Source organism: Nonomuraea sp. NBC_00507, assembly GCF_036013525.1.
Taxonomy (GTDB): Bacteria; Actinomycetota; Actinomycetes; order Streptosporangiales; family Streptosporangiaceae; genus Nonomuraea.
This window is the reverse complement of the sequence record NZ_CP107853.1, coordinates 6,599,269-6,618,576: the sequence shown is the minus strand read 5'-3', so window position 1 is coordinate 6,618,576 and position 19,308 is coordinate 6,599,269. Positions and strand designations below refer to the sequence as shown.

At 63.7% G+C, this 19,308-nt stretch carries 23 protein-coding genes; 17 read left to right on the top strand and 6 right to left on the bottom strand.

Going from position 1 to position 19,308, the window contains the following annotated elements; genetic code table 11:
* Nucleotides 1-105: 105 nt before the first annotated feature.
* The 13 genes from OHA25_RS32030 to OHA25_RS31970 all read left to right on the top strand — a co-directional run bounded on the left by OHA25_RS32030 (nt 106) and on the right by OHA25_RS31970 (nt 7,872).
* A complete protein-coding gene (locus tag OHA25_RS32030) occupies nt 106-321 on the top strand; it encodes a hypothetical protein (protein ID WP_327580675.1) in 216 nt (71 codons plus the stop codon).
* Between the two features lie 117 nt (nt 322-438).
* Nucleotides 439-1,383 carry a hypothetical protein gene (locus tag OHA25_RS32025; protein ID WP_327580674.1) on the top strand — a complete coding sequence of 315 codons (945 nt, stop codon included), beginning with the start codon at nt 439-441 and terminating at the stop codon, nt 1,381-1,383.
* A 92-nt stretch (nt 1,384-1,475) separates the two neighbouring features.
* Nucleotides 1,476-2,336, top strand: coding sequence for an FtsK/SpoIIIE domain-containing protein (locus OHA25_RS32020; RefSeq protein WP_327580673.1), 861 nt, complete (start codon nt 1,476-1,478; stop codon nt 2,334-2,336).
* 13 nt (nt 2,337-2,349) lie between these two features.
* Nucleotides 2,350-2,553 carry a hypothetical protein gene (locus OHA25_RS32015; protein WP_327580672.1) on the top strand — a complete coding sequence of 68 codons (204 nt, stop codon included), beginning with the start codon at nt 2,350-2,352 and terminating at the stop codon, nt 2,551-2,553.
* A complete protein-coding gene (locus tag OHA25_RS32010; protein WP_327580671.1) occupies nt 2,543-2,749 on the top strand; it encodes a hypothetical protein in 207 nt (68 codons plus the stop codon). Before OHA25_RS32015 ends, OHA25_RS32010 begins: the two co-directional genes overlap by 11 nt.
* The gene (locus OHA25_RS32005; RefSeq protein ID WP_327580670.1) at nt 2,746-3,114 is read left to right on the top strand and encodes a hypothetical protein; all 369 of its coding nucleotides are present in this window, start codon (nt 2,746-2,748) and stop codon (nt 3,112-3,114) included. The genes OHA25_RS32010 and OHA25_RS32005 overlap by 4 nt, the downstream gene beginning before the upstream one ends.
* A 94-nt stretch (nt 3,115-3,208) precedes the next feature.
* Nucleotides 3,209-3,559, top strand: coding sequence for an RRQRL motif-containing zinc-binding protein (locus OHA25_RS32000; protein ID WP_327580669.1), 351 nt, complete (start codon nt 3,209-3,211; stop codon nt 3,557-3,559).
* A complete protein-coding gene (locus OHA25_RS31995; protein WP_327580668.1) occupies nt 3,556-3,813 on the top strand; it encodes a hypothetical protein in 258 nt (85 codons plus the stop codon). Before OHA25_RS32000 ends, OHA25_RS31995 begins: the two co-directional genes overlap by 4 nt.
* On the top strand, nt 3,810-4,226 hold the full coding sequence (locus OHA25_RS31990; RefSeq protein ID WP_327580667.1) for an RRQRL motif-containing zinc-binding protein: 417 nt from the start codon (nt 3,810-3,812) through the stop codon (nt 4,224-4,226). The genes OHA25_RS31995 and OHA25_RS31990 overlap by 4 nt, the downstream gene beginning before the upstream one ends.
* A complete protein-coding gene (locus tag OHA25_RS31985; RefSeq protein WP_327580666.1) occupies nt 4,217-4,804 on the top strand; it encodes a hypothetical protein in 588 nt (195 codons plus the stop codon). Before OHA25_RS31990 ends, OHA25_RS31985 begins: the two co-directional genes overlap by 10 nt.
* Nucleotides 4,805-4,807: 3 nt before the next feature.
* Nucleotides 4,808-6,436 (top strand): replication initiator, encoded by a 1,629-nt coding sequence (locus OHA25_RS31980; protein ID WP_327580665.1) that lies wholly within the window; start codon nt 4,808-4,810, stop codon nt 6,434-6,436.
* A 30-nt stretch (nt 6,437-6,466) separates the two neighbouring features.
* A complete protein-coding gene (locus tag OHA25_RS31975; protein ID WP_327580664.1) occupies nt 6,467-6,682 on the top strand; it encodes a helix-turn-helix domain-containing protein in 216 nt (71 codons plus the stop codon).
* Nucleotides 6,682-7,872, top strand: coding sequence for a tyrosine-type recombinase/integrase (locus tag OHA25_RS31970; protein WP_327580663.1), 1,191 nt, complete (start codon nt 6,682-6,684; stop codon nt 7,870-7,872). The genes OHA25_RS31975 and OHA25_RS31970 overlap by 1 nt, the downstream gene beginning before the upstream one ends.
* Nucleotides 7,873-8,194: 322 nt before the next feature.
* On the opposite strand, the gene OHA25_RS31965 is transcribed toward OHA25_RS31970, so the two are convergent.
* From OHA25_RS31965 to istA, 3 genes are all read right to left on the bottom strand, one after another.
* Entirely contained in the window at nt 8,195-8,329 is a 135-nt protein-coding gene (locus OHA25_RS31965) for a hypothetical protein (RefSeq protein WP_327580662.1), read from the bottom strand.
* Nucleotides 8,330-9,198: 869 nt separating this feature from the next.
* A complete protein-coding gene (gene istB / locus OHA25_RS31960) occupies nt 9,199-9,990 on the bottom strand; it encodes an IS21-like element helper ATPase IstB (protein WP_305925671.1) in 792 nt (263 codons plus the stop codon).
* On the bottom strand, nt 9,990-11,513 hold the full coding sequence (gene istA / locus OHA25_RS31955; RefSeq protein ID WP_327591067.1) for an IS21 family transposase: 1,524 nt from the start codon (nt 11,511-11,513) through the stop codon (nt 9,990-9,992). The genes istB and istA overlap by 1 nt, the downstream gene beginning before the upstream one ends.
* Before the next feature lie 113 nt (nt 11,514-11,626).
* Between istA and OHA25_RS31950 the strand changes: the two genes are divergently transcribed.
* Both OHA25_RS31950 and OHA25_RS31945 read left to right on the top strand, forming a co-directional pair.
* On the top strand, nt 11,627-13,828 hold the full coding sequence (locus tag OHA25_RS31950) for a hypothetical protein (RefSeq protein WP_327580661.1): 2,202 nt from the start codon (nt 11,627-11,629) through the stop codon (nt 13,826-13,828).
* A gap of 236 nt (nt 13,829-14,064) precedes the next feature.
* Nucleotides 14,065-15,807 carry an ATP-dependent nuclease gene (locus OHA25_RS31945; RefSeq protein WP_327580660.1) on the top strand — a complete coding sequence of 581 codons (1,743 nt, stop codon included), beginning with the start codon at nt 14,065-14,067 and terminating at the stop codon, nt 15,805-15,807.
* Nucleotides 15,808-16,811: 1,004 nt separating this feature from the next.
* On the opposite strand, the gene OHA25_RS31940 is transcribed toward OHA25_RS31945, so the two are convergent.
* The 3 genes from OHA25_RS31940 to OHA25_RS31930 are packed head-to-tail and all read right to left on the bottom strand — an operon-like array spanning nt 16,812 to nt 18,443.
* Complete coding sequence (locus OHA25_RS31940) at nt 16,812-17,240, bottom strand: NUDIX hydrolase (RefSeq protein ID WP_327580659.1); 429 nt, start codon at nt 17,238-17,240, stop codon at nt 16,812-16,814.
* Between the two features lie 46 nt (nt 17,241-17,286).
* Nucleotides 17,287-18,003 carry a GntR family transcriptional regulator gene (locus tag OHA25_RS31935; RefSeq protein ID WP_327580658.1) on the bottom strand — a complete coding sequence of 239 codons (717 nt, stop codon included), beginning with the start codon at nt 18,001-18,003 and terminating at the stop codon, nt 17,287-17,289.
* A gap of 17 nt (nt 18,004-18,020) precedes the next feature.
* The gene (locus tag OHA25_RS31930) at nt 18,021-18,443 is read right to left on the bottom strand and encodes a GntR family transcriptional regulator (RefSeq protein WP_327580657.1); all 423 of its coding nucleotides are present in this window, start codon (nt 18,441-18,443) and stop codon (nt 18,021-18,023) included.
* Nucleotides 18,444-18,760: 317 nt separating this feature from the next.
* Between OHA25_RS31930 and OHA25_RS31925 the strand changes: the two genes are divergently transcribed.
* Nucleotides 18,761-19,096, top strand: a complete 336-nt coding sequence (locus OHA25_RS31925) for an SCO3933 family regulatory protein (protein WP_327580656.1) — start codon at nt 18,761-18,763, stop codon at nt 19,094-19,096.
* Complete coding sequence (locus tag OHA25_RS31920) at nt 19,096-19,224, top strand: hypothetical protein (RefSeq protein WP_327580655.1); 129 nt, start codon at nt 19,096-19,098, stop codon at nt 19,222-19,224. The genes OHA25_RS31925 and OHA25_RS31920 overlap by 1 nt, the downstream gene beginning before the upstream one ends.
* The last annotated feature ends 84 nt before the right edge of the window (nt 19,225-19,308 follow it).

Below are 19,308 nucleotides of genomic sequence, written 5' to 3'. Positions count from 1 at the left end.
CATCTCCAGGCAACCAACCGGAGATTCGGGATCGGCGCTGATGTTCACATCCAGGCTGATCCCGGCCCGGGAGCAGCAGTCAGCGTCCGTTGAAACGGAGACTGCATGAACGCCAACACGCAAACCACCACGCGGTACATGTATCTCATGACCGTGGTCTTGGGTACTGCCCAAGCGACTGTCACCGGCACCATCGACGCGCAATCGGGAACTAGCCGTCTGGCTGTCTTCACCCACATCGTCGAAACCCGCATCAAGCGAGAGTTCGGCATACAAGAGCTGAGCATTCTGTACTTCAGCCTCGAACCTGACGCCCTGTAGGCGTCGTTCACCCGTCGCGTCAGGACTCACGGATTCCTGAACGCACGAGCGGGACCGTGCCTGTTGCCACACGCCACGGTCCCGCCTCAACCCCCCACCCTCGACAGGAGGAGAGCCATGTCCAAGGGTACCTTCGGCACGCGCCACAACAACAGAGGCGGCATCGGCCGTCGCGGTAACTCCGTCACGGTGATCCAACAGAACGTGCAGTACAGCTACCTGCGCACCGCAAAGATCACCTTCTACGTGGTGATGGCCATCGTCGGCCCCTTCACCGCCGTCATCGCCACCCAACACCTGCACCCGCTCGCCGCCGTGCCCCTCGGCCTGATAGCCGGCACCATCATCGGCGGCATCACCGCCTGCATCATCGCCATCTGGCCCGTCCTGCGCGCCATCTGGTGGTGGCTGCCGGAAATCACCCTCGCCATGCTGCTGATCGGCGGCTGGGTGTACCTCCAAGACCAGATCAACCCAATCATCACAGGCGTCATCTACGCCAGCACCATCGCCTCCATCGGCCTCGTCCCGGCCGTGCGCCGCTACACGCTGGCGCTGCTGTGGTGCCTCATCGTCCGGCACCGCCTGCGCACCTGCTTCAACTCCTTCCTGCCCGCCGACCGGCACGGCCACCTGCCCTTCATCGGCCTGGCCAAGCCCATCCCGGTCGGAGAACGCGTCTGGGTCTGGCTGCGTCCCGGCCTGTCCCTGGAGCAGATCGAAAACCAGCTCGACAGAATCGCCGTCGCCTGCTGGGCCGCCTCGGTCACCGTGACCAAGGCCCACACCTCCAACTCCGCCGCCATCTACCTGGACATCAAACGCCGCGATGTCCTCGGCGGCCTGGTCGGCTCCCCCCTCACCGAGGACCTGCCGACCGACGTTCCGGCCCTACCCCGGCCGGTCCCAACTGTTCCGGCTCAGCTCGATCTCGCTGACGTGCCGGAAACCGACGACACCGACACCACCGAGCGTCCGGCCAGGAAGAACGGCCGACCCCCGGCCGTCACCGGCATCCCCGCCAAGACGGCTACGGAAAACCCTGACCTCGACTGGATCTGACGCGTCGTCCGCTACCGGGAGAAGCCCCTTGTTTTGCCCCTCCCGGTAGCACTTCACATCGCGCCTTCAGACACGTAAGAGGTGACGCTGCCATGCACGCGGCTCTTCCCGAACTCCCGGACACGATCCCGGTAGCGCCGTCCATGTCCATGTTCGACCCGGTGTTCATCGGGATCGACGAATTCGGCAACCCGGTCTACCTCGACCTGGTCTACCACAACCTGCTGGACGCCGGAGAACCCGGCGGCGGCAAATCCGTACTGATCCAAAACCTCGTCGGGCACGCCTTCCTGTGCCACGACTTCACCCCGGTCCTGCTCGACCCCAAATGGGTCGAACTGGGGATGTGGATGGAAGCCGCCGAAGCAACCGGCGGCGTCTTCGTCGGCCCCGACATCGACAAGGGCCTTCGCGTCCTGCGGCGCCTGCAAAAGGTGATGGACCGACGCTACTCCTGGCTGCTGGCGAACGGCCGCCGCAAGTTCCTGCCGAGCGACCTCATCAAAGTCATCGGCATCTTCATCGACGAACTCGCCTACTACACCGCCACCACCGGCACACCCGAGCAGCAGAAAGAGTTCATCGCCCTCGTCCGCGACCTGGTCGCCCGAGGCCGAGCCTGCGCCATGCCGGTCATCGCCGCCACCCAGCGCCCCAGCGTGGACATCATCCCCACCTCGCTACGCGACCTGTTCGGCTACCGGGCAGCCTTCCGCTGCACCACCCCCAACAGCTCCGACATCATCCTCGGCCACGGCTGGGCCTCGGCCGGATTCAACGCCCAAGCCATCAGCCCGGAAACCCCCGGCGTCTTCTACCTCATCGCCGAAGGCGGCATCCCCCACCTGGTCAAAGCCGCCTACCTGACCGACGCGCAGATCCACCAGCTCGTCGACTACGTCACCTGGATCCGCCGCAACGGCGATCCGCACCCCATACAACTCGCCGCTTGAACGGAGAACCACCATGCCCCACGACCACGACACGGTCCCGGCCCTGAGTGAGGTGCCCTGGCCCGACCAGCCACCCCACGACCTGGAGGTGCTCGCCCTGTGCTGCGTCGAGTGCAGCAATGACACCTTCATCGAAATCACCATCACCACCGACCGAGGCCGCGAAAGCGCCCTGGAATGCACCTGGTGCCGGGAGGTGTACATCAATGACCGCTGACTCCACCGCCGCAATCACCTGGCTCGAAAGCCCGGAAATCATCGACCACACCCGCTGGTACGACGAACTCAGCCGCCCCTGCACCTGGCTCCTGCCCATGTTCTGGCTCAAGAACGACATCGACAACGGCGAAGAACTGACCGCGATGACCGTGCCGGCCTCCGCCTACGACGACCCCCACTGGAGGCCGCTGTGATCCACAAGGCCTACCACGCCAACGGCAGCCCCGACCTTCGCAACTGGATGGTTCAGTGCGACAACCGCTGCTCCAACATGATCCCCATCCTGAACGCGACATCTTCCGGCTGGCTCATCGGCAGACGCGAAAACTCGCGCTGCTACTGCCCCGCCTGCGCCGAGGTGCTCGCCATGTGCCTGATCTCCTGGATCGTGGCCTGCCCGGTCTGCGGCTCTCCGCAACTCACCGTCGGCACCGACAGCCACGGCACCGCCGAATTCGTCCTGTGCGACGGAGAGTGCCGCTCTACTTATCTGGCCGCCGACGGCTGGCACTGCGCCTGCTGCGGCGACCCCATCACCCTGCCTGACGGCACTGACTGACACACGCAAGCGAGGGCCGGACCTCTCGCCAAAGATCTCCGGCCCCCGCCTCCTAAGTCCACTCCCAGCGACCAAGCAAAGGAGCAGAACTGTCATGCACTCTATTCCCGCGTCGGCTGCCCGGATACCGCAGCTCGACCGGCTCAACGCCACCCCCGGTACCCGGGTCGTCTTCTACGACCCCACCGGCAGCCAATACGGCCTGCCCACCTACCCCTGGAAGTGGGCCCCCAAGCACCTGAAGACCCGACGCCAACTCGCCGCCCTCGGCCTGCGCCCCGGCGGACAAGCCCCCGTCGCCAAGATCCTGTGGCGCAAAGGCGGCCGCGTCGCCTACCTCTACGACATCACCCGCGCGCTACCCAAGCGCAAGCCCACCAGCAAGCAGCTCGACGCCCTCGACAAAGCCCTGCGCGCTCGTCGCACCAAGCGGAGCGCATCATGAGCCGCTCCATCGAAAACCCCGACTACGCCGCCTTCCTCAAGCGCATCATCCGCGCCTACACCAAGCGCATCGCCGAAGGCGACATCGAAGCCCTCGCCGACCTCACCGGCGTCGTCGCCGAACTCGACCACGCCATCGCCCAAGCCGTCATCCAGCTCCGCGCCGAGCACGGCTACTCCTGGGCCGACATCGCCCGTCCCCTCGGTCTCACCCGCCAAGCCGCCCAACAGCGCTGGGGCGGTGACAACCGATGACCGGCATCCGCATTCCGCAGCTCGACTACGTCACCCAGACCAAGGGTGTCTACCTGGATAACTACGACCCGGACGGCATCCGACACGGTGGTTTGCCCACCTACCCCTACCGGTGGGCCCCACCCGGCCTGCTCACGGTCCGTCAGCTACGCGCCAAGCAGCTTCGTCCCGGCGGCCAAGACATCGCCGCACAGATCATCTGGCGTCGTGGCAGACGCGTCGCCTATCTCTACCGCGAAGACCTCGCCAAACCCAAGCGCACTGCCACCCCGGCACAGCTCGCCGCCCTCGACAAGGCACTGCGAGCCCGGCGGATCTGCTCCACCTGCGGGCTTGAGAAGCCCTACTACATCGCCCGTTCCCTGGGCGAATGCAACGACTGCCACGACCAGTGGAGGTTCACATGCAGCTGAACCACGCTCAACGCGGCGAACAGCTCGAATCGCGCGTCCAGCTCCTCATCCTGCTTCTGGTCGGCCTCATGGCCGGAGCAGCCTCTTTCACCCACGTCCACGACTGGACCATGGCCAACAGCCCCGAAGGAACTGGCGAATGGTTCGGCTGGGCCAACGCCGTCATCTCCGAACTCACCCCCACCGCCTCCGGCCTGGAAGTCCGACGCCGCAAGCGCAACGGCCAACCCATCGCCTACCCGATGGCCGTACTCATCGCGTCGGCCATCTTGTCCATCGCGGCACAGATCGCCGTTGCTAAACCCCACCCCACCGGATGGCTAATCGCCGCCATCCCCGCTCTGGCCTTTCTCGCTCTCACCAAGCTGGTGCTCTCTCGCACCACCACCGAACCCGCGACACCCCAAACGGCCACCACACCTGAAGCTGAGCCGGAAACCACGCCTCAACCTGCGGTAGCGCCCCTCGGCCACGAGCGCCAGGACCATGCGCACACCGACGACCGCACCCTCCAGGAGCGGACCCCGGCTTTGCCGGTCTTGCACTTGCCCACTCCCGCCCTGGAAGGACAGCACTAACCCATGCCCATCCAGCTCGACATCGCTTCGGCGCTGGCTCTCACTCCCGGGACCGCTTCCCTGGCCCCGGGCGTGGGGGCGAACACCGAACTCCACCTGTCCAGCCCCTTCGCGCACGAACCCCGCCAGCACGTCCGCACCGCCCTGGAACGCGCCGCACGCCCCGACTACCCCGACTGGCTCCGCCACGTCGAATCAGCCGCCGCCTGCACGAACCCGATCCGCCTCCACGGCACTCTCGCCACCGTCAACACCCACACTGGTGAGATCCTCGCCCACCGGCACACCACGACCCTGCCGGACGGCGTCATCTACAAAGCCTGCGGCAACCGACGCCACACCGTCTGCCCCGCCTGCGCCACCACCTACCAACACGACGCCTACCACCTGGTACGCGCCGGACTCGTCGGCGGAAAAACCATCCCCGACAGCGTCCGCACCCACCCGGCCGTCTTCGCCACCCTCACCGCCCCCTCCTTCGGCCTCGTCCACACCCGCAATGTGCGCCACTGCACCTGCCGCGACAAAACCCGCTGCACCTGCCGAGCGGCCCCTTGCCACGCCCGCCGCGACGCCCCGACCTGCCCGCACGGGATCCCGCTGGTCTGCTGGCAACGCCACGCCGCCGGTGATGAACAGCTTGGCCGGCCCCTCTGCGCCGACTGCTACGACCACGCCCACCACGTCGTCTGGAACCACCACGCCGGAGAACTCTGGCGCCGCACCAAACAACACGCCGAACGCCACCTCAACCAGCTCGCTCGGCAACGCGGCCTGCCCAAAATCCGGCTCTCTCACGGCAAAGCCGCCGAATACCAAGCACGCGGCGCAGTTCACTTCCACATCCTGCTCCGCCTGGACGGCATCGACCCCGACAACCCCGACGCCATCACCGCACCCCCAGACGGCATCACCACCGACGACATCATCGCCGCCGTCACCCTGGCCGCCACCACCATCGCCTACACCACCGACTCCCACCCCACTCGCCTCGACGGCTGGCCCATTGCCTGGGGTGGCCAACACGAGATTCGACCCATCACCCTGTCGGCTTCCGGCGACGCCCTCGACGATCAGGCCGTCGCTGCATACCTCGCCAAATACTCCACCAAAGGCACCGAAGTCACCGGCCATACCTCCCGGCGACTCACCCCCGACACCATCGACCTGTACGCCAACCCCCACGGCACCCACCCCGAACGCCTCATCGCCGCCGCCTGGACCCTCGGCCAAACACCCGAATGGGCCGGATTGCGCAGGTGGGCGCACATGCTCGGCTTCGGCGGACACTTCCTCACCAAAGCCTGCCGCTACTCGATCACCTTCGGCTCCATCCGCGAAGAACGAGCCGCCTACAGACGCGCACAAGCCCTCAACGACGGCCACCCAAGGCCAGAGGGACACCCCGAAACAACGCCATTCCACCGTCAAGCAAACCTTGACACCAAAACCGACGAAACCACCCTCGTCATCGGCTTCCTCACCTACGCAGGCACCGGCTGGCACACCACCGGTGACCAACTCCTCGCCAACACGGCAGCGGCACAAGCCCGCGAACGCACCCGAGCAGGACACGAAGAACTCGCCCACCACACCTGGGAACAGAGCTCGTCCACACCGCTCGCCGCCTGACCAACCCGCAGACCGCGAACGGAGCAAGCCATGCCCACCCGAGGAAAGGTCGTCCACTATCCGGGCCAAGCGCTCTACGACATCGACGAAACCGTTGTCGTTCTGCGTCTGTCCCGCCGCTACCTTTACCAAGAGATTCGCGCTGGACGCCTGCGTACCGTTAAGGCCGGACGTGCTCGACGTGTCCCGGCCGACGCCATCGCTGACTACGTCAAGCTCCTGGAGCAGGAAGCGCAGGCCGCCTGATGCCCAAGCAACGTGCACATGGCGACGGCGGCCTGTACTGGAGCGAAGCTCGGCAACGCTGGATCGCTGAAGTGACCATCGGCTACACCCCGGCAGGCCGACGCATCACCCGCAAAGCCGGAGGTCGTACTAAGACCGAAGCCAAGAACAAACTCAAGGAGATGCTCCGCGACCACGACGATGGTCTTGTCGTCGCCTCCGGCCGAGACACCGTCGGCGAAGCAGTACGGAACTGGCTAGAGTTCGGTCTCTCCGGTCGTGCGGAATCCACCGTCAAGACCAAGCGCACCCTGGCTGAGAAGCACATCATTCCGGAACTTGGGGCGCGCAAGCTCCGGGAACTCACCGCCGATGATGTAGATCGATGGTTGGCTCGCACGTCCAAAGAGGTCAGTACGCGGACCCTCCAAGAGCTTCGCTCGATTCTCAAGCGCTCGCTCGTTCGGGCTCAAGCTCGGGACAAGGTCAAGCGGAATGTCGTGTTGCTCTGCGAGCTTCCCAAAGGCAAGACGGGACGGCCATCCAAGGCTCTCACGATGGACCAGGCCACACGGGTGCTGGCGGCCAACGAGACGGCGAAACCCTGGCTCCACGCCTACATCCTCGTCTCCTTGCTCGTCGGCCTTCGCACCGAAGAGGTCCGGGACTTGCCATGGGCCTACGTCGTCGCCCTCGATGAAAAGACTTCGACCTGGGCGACTGTCAAGGAGATCGGGTGGCAGCATGAGGAGTTCGGGATCTACGTCTGGAGATCCGACCGTGCCGGTGGGGACACCAAGACCGCCAAGTCGCGCCGAACTCTGAAGATCCCGCAGAGATGCGTGGTTGCGCTTCAGCAGCTCTGGAATCATCAAGCCAAGGTCCGGGAAGCGGCGGGGGATGCCTGGGAAGACAACGATCTCGTCTTCGCCACTAGGACGGGCACCAAGCTCAGTGCCGCCAACGTTCGGCGGGAGTTTCGGCGCGTCATCACCAGGGCGGGTCTGGTTGGCAAGGAGTGGACTCCTCGCGAACTCCGACACAGCTTCGTCTCGCTACTGTCGGCTGACGGCGTCCCCATCGAGCACATCGCCCGCCTCGTCGGGCACGCGGGAGGGTCGGCCGTGACGGAGAAGGTCTATCGACAGCAGATCCGGCCCGTGATCCAGGAGGGTGCGACCGTGATGGACCGGATCTTCCCGGAGTCGTAAGTCACTCACTTTGTCACTCAGAAGATCAAGAGGCCACATCCCGTGTTGGAGATGTGGCCTCTGACGTTGGTGGGCGATACTGGGATCGAACCAGTGACCTCTTCGGTGTGAACTCGTGGCAGAGAGGCCAATAAGGGTCGTTGTAGCGGTGAGGCCGCCCATGAAGATCGCGAGTGGTCAGCCTTGGCCGGTGGGGTTGCTGCACGATGGTGCTGCACCTCAAGGTTCCGCTTAAGAGCGACGAACCACGTCGGCGGTGACCAACGTGGTTCGCGCGGGAGATCTTTCCTACATGACGCTACCTATCGCCACGCCGGAGCGGTCAGTAGCCGCCAGTTGATTTGTCTGCGTTCGTGCCATCTGACTGGGTACGGCGGGCAGTGACGAGGTTGATCAGGGCGGTGACGAGGTTGATCAGAGCGGTGGCGGCGGGGACCCACTCGGGCAGGTGTTGCATTGATCAGACTCCTCAGGTTGCGGGAGATGCGGGTCGGCCGACGTCGCGTGTGATGGAGTCATGGCAGCGCACAGGCGCGGAGTCCGGCAACGGATGCGTAGTGGTCCGAAGGAATCTGCTGTGACCTGAACTGGGCTGCGGCAGGTTGAACAGCGGGAAGTCGCTATTTGGAGGGATAGTGGGGTGAGAGGTTCGGCCTAGTTCGGATGCCGTGCCGAAGGGCGCAAAACCCTGTCGGATTAACGGTCGTCTCCGGGTGAGGAGCCAGGAACGTGAGACAGGACGAAGATGCCGATGTCCCACAGTCAGCGCGGGTATCCAGTGGTGCACAAGACGCAGACCGGGTGGATCCTGCGACCGTGCACACAGCAGCGGAACTGGCCGACGCGCTGAACTTGCTGCGGGCTGGCCGACCCTATACTGCGCTGGACAAGGCGGCTCGACCTGACCGGTTGCCAGCCAGCACGCTCAGTGGCCTGCTTAAGACGGGCCGGCCGACGGCAGAGACACTTGACACTTATCTACGCGCCTGCGGTGTTCCACGCGAACAATGGATGGACTGGCAGCAGGCGCGTATTCGTGCCTCGACCGAGGCGCCTTCGGGGTTGGACGGGCTAAAGCGAGTGGAGCGGACTGATCCGCGCCGACTGGGGGTGCACGCTGCGATCGACGCCCTGGGCGCGATCGGCGAACTGCCGGGCTATATCGAGCGCGACGTCGACTCCGGGTCCCGCGGGGTAAGGACCTTAATCCTGTGTCAATGGCCTTTGAGCTCTCCCCGCTGGCGGCCAGATAGTTCACACGCTGGTGGCCATGAGGGTGTCCCCAACGGCGGCCAGATATCTCCCCGCCGTTGATGGATGCGTGGGTCAGGTGAAGGGCTTGACGCCCTGTCCTGAGGTGGCCTGGGTGAGCCGGAAGCTGTCACCCTGAGTAACCACGATGTGAGCGTGATGCATGAGTCGGTCGACGGTGGCGGTGGCCAATGTCTTGGGCATGATCTCGTCGAAGCCGGATGGGTGCAGGTTGGAGCTGACGGCCAGCGAGCGGCGCTCATAGGCGGCGTCGACCAGCCGGTAGAAGCCCTCGGCCGCGTCTGGTGAGACCGGCAGCAGGCCGATGTCATCGACAATGATCAAATCGGAGCGGATGACGCGGGCCAGCGCTCGGGCGATGGAGTCGTCGGCGCGGTGACGGCGGACCAGGGCGCCGAGGTCCTCGATGGTGAACCAGGCCACCGTCATCCCCGCCTCGACCGCTGCCTGGCCGAGGGCCTCGCTGAAATGCGATTTTCCCGTGCCCGACGGCCCGCAGACACACAGATTCTCCCGCCTTCGCACCCATTCCAGGCTTTTGAGGGCATCTTGGGTGGGGCGCGGGATGGACGAGGCGCCCTCGTCCCAGTCGCCGAAGGTCTTGCCTGCGGGGAAGCCCGCGCGCCGGCGGCGGGTGTGCAGGTTGGCCCGGTCGCGACCGGCCGCTTCCTCGGCGAGCAGGACGCGCACCACCTCGGCCGGATCCCAGCGCTGGGCCTTGGCGGTGGGGATCAGATCAGCGAGCGCCCGGCGGATGTGCGGTAGCTTCAGCCGCTTGGTGAGCTCGACGGCCTCGGCGAGCGGGTCGCCGGTCGAGGCGTGGACGGAACGCAGCGGGGTGGCCATCAGAAGGTGTCCTCGTCGAGATCGGTGCCGGTGGGGGTGGTGCCGAAGTGGGCCCAGGCGGAGGTGCCCGGTTGCAGGCTATGGGTCTCGCTGGCGCGGGTGGGCTGGTCGCTGGCGTGTTTGACCTGGTAGTCCAGGATGGACAACAGATCGGCATCGGCGAAGCGGCCGGTCAGCGTGGCAGTTCCGAGTGCCCGGTCGACCTGGGCGGTCGAGTAGAGCTTGGCCAGGGCGACGGCCTCGGCCATCTTGGCTTTGACCCGGCGAGTGCCCGCCGTCGCGGCCTCCACCAGCCACGTGGCCGCGCCGGGGCCGATCATCAAGAACGCGGCCTCCTCAGCGCTGGTGGCCTTCGGGGTGCGGTCGGCTTCCTTGTTCTCCCGGGGCGGGTAGTGCGCGGCGTCGATGACGGGGGTTCCAGCCTGGCCGCGGGTGTGCCGGGCGACCTCGCGCGCGGTGCCGTCGGCGGCAACGGCGGTGACGACGAGTTCATCGCCATGGAAACGCGCCCAGACGCGGGAGTCGATCAGCTCGTGGGGCACCGAGTAGCGCACCGCCTCCACCGAAATTGTGGAGTCCCAGCAGACCCGTCGAGTGGTGCCGAAGGCGACAGTGAACGGCTGCTTGGGCAGCGGGTGCAGCCGCTGCCGTTCCTCGGCCAGCAGCTCGACCGGGCGGCGCTTGGTCACCCGGTGCACCCGGCCGTTGACCTCCTCGCCGAAGGCCCGACAGGCCGCCTCCAACTGGCCGAACGTGCGGTACTCCTCCCGCAGGTTGACCTCGGTGGGCACCAGGTCGGCCTTGGCGATGCGCACCGTCGCCTCGCTGCCGCCCTTGGACTCCGGATCGGCCGGCACGCAGGTGCGGATGGTCATGCCGTAGTGCCGGGCGATCTCCACGATCTCCGGGTTGCGCACCGCTATCCCCGCGATGTGGTCAGTGGTGACCGTCTTCTCGTTGTCGGTCAGCGCATAGGCCGGCACCCCACCGATCCGCCGCAACGTCGCATCCAGGCAGGCCGCAATCGTCGGCATGGTCTTGTCCCAGACCGGGATGACCACCCGAAACCGCGACCAGGCCAGCCACGCACACCACAGAATCGTCTGCCGCCCCTTGATCACCGGACCCCATCCCCAGTCCCACTGCAGCCACAGCCCCGGCTCGGTGATCCACGGCCGATAGACCCGCCGCTGCCCCGCGCGGTACTGCGCCTTCGCCTCGGCCACCGTGCGCCGGGTCGTGCGTTCCCCGCCGGTGAACCCCATCGCGACCAGCCGCTTGTGGACCACATCGGCGCGGATCTTCCCGTTCGAGCGGACCACCAGTTCCTCGATCTTCGGCAGGAACGCATCGATCATCCGCTCCCGATACCGCTTGTCCTGCGGGTTCTGCCCAGCAGCGCGCATCTTCACGTACCGGGCCACCGTGTGGTGGTCGCACCCGGCCAGCTCGGCCGCAGCGCGGTAACTACCCGTGAGGTCGTATGCCTCAAGGATTTCCATGATCTCCCTGCTGTTCTTCACCCGGACGATGATCACCGTCCAGGTCTGGACGGGACGAACCGGGGAGGTATCTGGCCGTACGTGGGGAATCCCGTGGCCGTCAGTGGGGCGCTAAATGGCCGCCTATGGGGAGTATGTCGTGGCCGCTGTCAATCCAGACCGCCTCCGAACAAGGCGGGCTGGTGCTCCTGGTCGGCGACTCCTCCGTCGGCAAGACCCGCTGCGCCTACGAGGCGGTCCGCGCGGTGGTACCGCAGTGGTGGCTGTTGCAGCCAGCTGATGTCGAGCAGGTGGACCGGGCCGCCGCAGCCGTACCCGCACGGCTGGTGGTGTGGCTGGATGAGCTGCATCGTTACCTCGGCGGCCCAGCCGGGTTGCGCGCCGGGACCGTCCGGACTCTCCTAGACGCAGGAGCTGTGCTGGTGGCCACACTCTGGCCAGATCGGTACATCGCTTATACCACTCAACCCATCCCAGGCCGAGACGACCCGTATGCTGTTGAACGCGAGGTGCTGGGCTTGGCAAGCGTCGTGGGTCTGGCCTCTTCCTTCAGTGACGCCGAATACGAGCGAGCCCGCGCCGCAGCCCAGTGCGGTGACCGCCGAATTGCTCTGGCCCTTGAGTCAACTGACTATGGGCTTACCCAAGTGATCGCGGCTGCTCCGCAGTTGATTGAGCGGTGGCACAGCGCGGACCCGTATGCCTTGGCAGTACTTAATGCTGCGATCGATATCACTCGCCTGGGTGTGCGATCCCCGTTGGGCGCGGATCTGCTACGCGACGCCGCGCCCGGCTACTGCAACCCACGTCAACGTGCGGATGCGCCACCCAACTGGTTTGAGGCCGCGCTGGCCTACTCTTCGCAGAGGTTGAGAGGCGCCGCCGCAGCGCTGGCTCCAATCGGCACATCGAACACCATGGGGCAAATCAGCGGCTATCTGGTCGCCGACTATCTGCAGCAGTACGCAGAAGGGCAGAGACGAGCAACCAAGGTGCCAGCGAGTACCTGGCAATCGCTGTGCGAGCACTTGACTGATCCCGGCGATCAGGTTCGCGCTGCTATGGCTGCGAGAAATCGGCTGTTGTACCGCTACGCCGAACCTCTCCTGCAAAATGCGGCCGATGGTGGCAATAAGCACGCCGCTTTGTTGCTGGCCGATCTACTGCTACGGCAGGGGCGAACGGAGGAGGGCCTCACGCTCTTACGGGCTCAGGTCGATGCCGGCGACCTTTATGCCCAGATACGGTTGGTTGATTGGCTGGTGGAGCAGAGCGGGGTGGAGGAGTTGCGTGCTCGCGCTGATGCCGGTGACGAGTATGCCGTCGACCGGTTGGTTGATTTGTTGGTGGAGCAGGGCCGGGAGGAGGAGTTGCGCGCCTGGGCTAATGCCGGTGAGCGCCATGTCCTGAGGCGGTTGGTCGATCTCCTGGTGGAACAAGGCCGGGAGGAGGAGTTGCGCGCCTGGGCTAATGCCGGTGAGCACTATGCCCACAGGCGGTTGGTCGATCTCCTGAAGGAGCAAGGCCGGGAGGAGGATCTACATGCCCGCGCCAACGCTGGGGACTGGTATGCCGCCGAGCGGCTAGCTGAACTGTTGGTGGAGCAGGGCCGAGTGGAAGAGTTGCATGCTCGCGCCAACGCTGGGGACGTGGTAGCTGTCCTGCGATTGCTAAGTCCGTTGGTCGAGCATGGCGGGGCGGCGGAGTTGCACACCGGGACCGCCGCCGATGAAGTGCTTGCAAGCATACGGCTGGTTAATTTGTTAGCGGAGCAAGGCCGAGACGAGGAGTTGCATGCTCGCGCCAACGCTGGGGACGTGGTAGCTGCCGTGCGGTTGCATATGCTGCTGGTGGAACAGGAGCGGAGAGCGCAGATGCGGTTGCGCGTCACCAATGAAAAGATATTGGCACAGGTGCGGTTGCTTAATCTGCTGGTGGAGCAGGGCCCGGAAGCAAGGTTGCGTGTCCGCCCCGACCTCGCCGACCTCGCCGACCTCGCCAACCTGACAGGCGAGCGGTTGGTGGGGCTGGAGGGAAAGCAGGATCAAGAGGATGAGCTGCGTGCAGCCTTCAACGCGGACCTTGAGCGAACGGCCCACCTGCTGGTGGAGCAGGGGCGAGTGGAGGAGCTGCGTGCCCGTGCTGATGTCGGCGATTGGCACGCTGCCGACCGGTTAGCCGAACTGCTGGTGGAGCAGGGCCGAGTGGAGGAGCTGCGTGCCCGCGTCGATGCTGGTGACTGGCACGCTGCCGAGCAGTTGGTTGGCTTCCTGATGGAGCAGGGCCAGGAAGCCGGGGAACAATTACGCCGGTACGGCCTGTCGGCAGAAGAGTGAAACGCACCGAACCTTTGTAGTGGGCGTAAACTGCGCCGCGAGGGTGGTCTTTGTGGTCATCTCCTCGTCGGGCAGGCGTAGCCAGACCGGGCGGGAAGCGCCAGGGCAAGCCGCCGTTCGCGTGTACATGTGTCCTGGTGATCTTCCTCGTGCGCTGGTTGTCCTGCCCGTCCTGCGCTTTCAATGCACCCATAAGTAGATTGTGTTAGCGATCGAATCGCACTAGAAGGAGTTAAATGCCTGGAGAAGGCAGAAGCGAAAGAGTTAAGCTTGCTATCGACAAGCTGATCACCACTGACGGAACCGAAATACATCTTCCATCACGGGGCGTGAGCGTTGTCGTCGGAGGAAACAATGTGGGCAAATCAACATTGTTGAATGAGATCGCAGCACAGCTCGATAGGGTCGGAGGATCTAACCCAACCAATTTCCATATAGTGCAAGAAATATCGATATCACAAGAAGGCAGCATCGATGATGTGCGTGCGTGGATGGATGAGCATGCCGCAAAGACGTTCGAAAGCGGTGGCGCCATATATCGCGGCATTGCGGGCGGCGGGGTGTCAGAATCGACAATGGGGCATTTTTGGACCAACAATCAATACCCAGGCAGCATAGGGACGCTATTCTCATTGCTAGTACATAAAGGGGATGCGCATAATCGTCTCGGCTGGGTCCAACCGCAAGAGCAACGACGCGACATTAGCATGCCAGCCACAAACCCGATACAGAAGTTGAGCGATGATGTCAACTTGCTGCAAGAGGTGTGCACTCTTTACTATAGGGTCTTTAGGGAATCGCTAACGTTGGATCGACTTGGTGGACACCTTCAGTTCAGAGTCGGCACGACAAGTGTGCCCGCCCCGCTAATAACTGAAATTACGAAGGAATATCGGGATTCTCTAGCGGCCTTGCCATCTCTCCACGACCAAGGCGACGGCATGAAAAGCTTTATGGGTTTATTGCTGCCAATTGTCACAGCCCAGTATCAGATCATCATAATTGATGAACCGGAAGCGTTCTTGCATCCACCACAAGCGAATATTCTCGGCAAGATTCTCGGCGACTTGGCTCATGCGCGGGACGTGCAGGTTATCTTGGCAACACATGATCGCAATCTGCTTATAGGGCTTCTTGAATCTCAAGCCGAAGTGTCAGTTGTCCGACTAGATAGGCGATCGTCCGGTACGCGCGTTCATCAACTTAAGCCAGCTGCCATCAAAGAGCTGTGGAGTGATCCCGTTCTGCGATATACAAATATCTTGGATGGTCTATTTCATAGGATTGTCGTTCTTGCAGAAGGGGATCGAGATTGTCGGTATTATAAGGCTGTTCTGGACCATGTGGATGCCACTACAGCTTTAGGGTTCCCGCCAGGAGATGTGCTGTTTGTGCCTGCTGGCGGCAAGGATGGCTTTGTGCGGCTAGTCGGGGCACTCAATAGTGTGTCCGTGCCTGTAGTCGTGGTTCCAGACATAGATCTACTGAATGAAAAGAGCAAGGTGCAAAGACTGCTCGGCGCTCTAGGAGGCACCTGGACTCCCGAACTTGATCGGGACTATCGAGTGTCTACGGAACCCTTCAGGAGACCGCGGGCTCAGGTTACTTGTGGGCGCATCCTAGAGCAGGTTAGGCTGGTCCTAGAAAGTAGGTCAGACAGGATTTACGATAAAGAGACCTCGGACCATGTAAAAGCAGCATTGCGAAGTGAAGCAAGTCCCTGGCAAGAGCTTAAGACTTACGGAGTCGCCGCATTCAAGGGCGAAGCAGCCGTAGCAGCGGATAGAATGTTGGACACTCTTGAAGAGTGCGGAATAGTGCTGGTCCGTGCTGGTGAACTCGAACGACTAGCTCCCCTTGTACAAAGCCATAAGGGACCAGCGTGGCTAGAAGAGGCATTGAGTAGTCGTTTCTACGAGAACGAGCTCTCTCAAGAACAGGTTCGACGGATTATGGCGTCAGCTCAGCGTTATCTCTAGCGAGAGTTGGGCTATGGTCATCTCCTCGTCGGGCAGGCGTAGCCATACCGGGCCGGACGCGCCAGGGCAAGCCGTCGTTCGCGTGTACATGTGTCCCGGTGAGCTTCCTCGCGCGCTGGTTGTCCTGCCGGCAGGCGGCGGCTTGCCCTGGGGTGGCTGGTCTGGTGTCCCTTGTGGTGGCCGACGAGGAGATGACCACGGGGAACGTCCACCCGACCTGTACATTTGCACGATCTTGGCCATCTCCGAGGAGGGCCGGGGTTTGGGGCGGAGCCCCATTCCTTCTTTTCGCCTTCCCCGCGGTCGCGCTTTCGCCGCTTCACTTTTGATCGGTGCCTATGAGTGTGAGGGCTTTCGCCATCCTCGTCGTGGGCGTGTTGAGCCGTTCGGGTGGCGTGCCGTGGCCTTCACCGTGGGCGCTGGGTTGGTGAAAGATCTGGGAGGAGAGCGACGCGGCGAAGCCGTACCTGGGCCATCACTACCTGGGTGGTGCCGCTTGCGGCACGCGCGCCGCCGCGGCGGGACCGGCCCCCAAGGCCGCAGCCCGCCGCGAGCGAGCGCGCAGGGGCCGGGCTGCCTGATCGACTGTCCTTCGCGGCGGGGTGCGTGTCTGCAATGCGGGGCCGGTGGTGATGGGCTGGGCAGGCTGACGCTTGGTCCTCCTGGTAGTCATCATCCTGCGCTGGTGGAGGTCGGGTGAGCCTCCGTGCTGCAACACCGTCCCAGCTCCGACGATCCTCCCCCCGAACTCCGGTGAAAGCCCTGCGTCTGCATGCCAGCCATTTCTCGATCTTCATCGTTGCGGGGAACGTCCAGCACACGCCTCCTGCCCGTGATCACGGTGTGCCCGCCGCTGCGCGGCGGGCTTGAAGACGTGAGGAAAGTTGTAACAGGCCGACCTGGGGACACGATCTGGGGACCTGGGGGCAGATGTCCTGTCCCGGGACATGCTTGACGGGTCAGTCCCAAGACATCGGTGTTGTCACGACCTGGGGGACCTGGGGTCATATGAGGCGGACTCCGTCGTGGTGCCGGATGGCGGGTGTCCCCTCGTGGAGGGCGTCAAGGATGCGGACGGCGAAAGCTTCGGTCACCATGTCGCGGATCTCGTCTTCGGATGCCCACTGGAAGGCGGTGACTTCGTCGTTGATCGAGAGCCGGCCGCCAGTAGCCGTGCAACGGAACACGAGCGCGACGATGCCGCGGGCCATGTTTTTGTAGATGCCGGTGAGAGCCAAAGGCTCGACGATGAGCCCCGTCTCCTCGGAAACCTCTCGGCATACCCCCTGCATGATCGTCTCGCCGATCTGGAGTATGCCGCCGGGTGCCTGCCATTCGCCGTTGTCGGCTCGTCGTGTCAGCAGAGCTCGACCAGCGTCATCGACAACGACGCCTGCGACGCTCACAGAGTGGCGCTGGTCGAGCTCAACCATAGTTAGCTCCTGTAGATTGTTATCGGCAGTAGATGTATCGATGGCCTCACGTCGTCGCAACCTTGTACTTAAGTTCGTACAGGTGGCCACCCTTAACAAGGATCGATGCTTCAACGGGCTGCATGTTGTTGCTGTAGATGACCCGGAATTGCCGAATCACGGGGACTTCCTCTGGTAGCTCCAAACCCTCGACTTCCTCTGGCGTGGGTGGTCGAGTGGAAATCTGATCGGTGAGATTCTGCTGAGGGTAACCAAGATCGGCCAATGCCTGGGGGGCTCCACCTCGGATCCTCTTTCGCTCGGCCAGCGGTGTACCCGCCGCGATACTTGCCGGGTAGTAGGACCATGACAGTTCGATAGGTTCGCCAGCATGCAAGAGAAGACGGTGCCTCAAGATCGCTGTTTCGTTCGGAGCTATCCCAAGGGCGTCCACGACTTCGACGGGAGGTTGTACCTCCCTGACGTCTATCAGCTTGTAGGTGAACCCTTCGGGAGATGGCGCGAAGTAGGCAGCAACATCGATGACAAAGGGCTGCTTGTCCCGCACAAAAACACCTTTGCCAGGGACGCCGTACAAATATCCCTCGTTCTTCAATATCGTCAATGCGCGTTGAATCGTGGCGTTCGCAGCGTCGTACTTGTCGACGAGCTGTTGTGTGGATGGGATCTGCGTGTTCCGCGGCAGCGTGCCGGCCATGATGAGCGCCCGAAGATCGGCGGCAATCTGCTGATGACGAGGTCGTTTGTCTGCATGCTTAGGCAAAGCAGAACTCCTCTCTGTTAGAGGGTGAGCGTGTATCGCAGGTGGCGACCATGGGCAACCATGGTCATCTGGATCACTTCAATCGGTGTGCCGTCCTCGGCCCTTGATCGCCGAGTGAGTACCAGTACCCAGTCATCATTGGGGAGCTGAAGCAGCCGCTGTTCTTCGACGGAGGCTGGCCTGGCCGTCACGTCCTCCTCGACGTGGACAGGTTGATAGCCCAGGTTGGCCAGCAACGTGACCGCGCCACCTGGCACCTTTCGTGGCTCTGACAGGCGGGTCCCGCGCGCTATGAAGGCTGGGTAGTAGGAGTCGGCGAGTTCTACCGGCTGTTCGTCGAGTAGCACGACTCGACGGCGAACGACCGCAGTGTCGCCGTCTGCCAGCCCCAAGGCCGCAGCAATGTCCGCGGGTGGCCTGATCTCGACGACTTCACGCATGACGTGGGAGCCGACCCGACCGTCTTGAGCGGCCTCCTCCGCCCAAGGGTCCGCTTGGCCCGGCTTTTGCGGGCGCACATAGGACGCCGACGTGCTTGTCCACCTGTTCGGGTCAGACATGGCCTTCACCTGGTCCCTCGCTCGCGTGGCGGAAGATCCTCACCTAGCTACCTTACCGGGTAGGCGATAAGGAACTTATCCGACATTGCCTCAGCTTCATTCTACTCAAGCCTTGCTGCTCTATCGGAAAGGCAGTATGGTTGCCTCAAGAGCCTCGGACGCTGAGAGATGCCGAGGTAGGACGAGCCAAGGAGCACATGGCGATGCGAAACATCCCGGTGGACACGTCGTCCCTGTCGTTCACGGTCGCGGGTGAGCCTGAGCCGAAGATCGTGGATCGGGCGACGGGTGAGGTGAAGAAGGATGCGGAGGGGCGTGACTTGTACACGCTGCCGCTGCTGCCGATGCCGAACGATGACCGGCGCAACCCGGTGATCACGGTGACGTTCCCGTCTGCGGTGTTCCCGCAGATCCCGCTGGGCAGCAAGGTCCGCCTGACGGGGCTGGTCTGCTTCTTCTGGCAGATGAATGGCCGCGCGGGGATGGGTTTCCGCTGCGAGCAGGTTCGGCCGGCAACGGAGAAGGCTGCCTGATGGCCGCGAGGTGTGTCGAGTGCGGCGCGGGGCGGAACCTGGCCGAGCAGTTCGACGCTACTCGCAACGAGGTCGTGTGGCTGTGCGCGTACTGCCACTACAGGGCTGTGGCCGGTGGTGCGCAGTGAGAGGTTTCGGGTCCCGGAGCGGCTGTGCCTGGACAGCTTGGGCCGCTCCGGGGTCTCCAACCACCAACAAGAGGAAAGGAGACG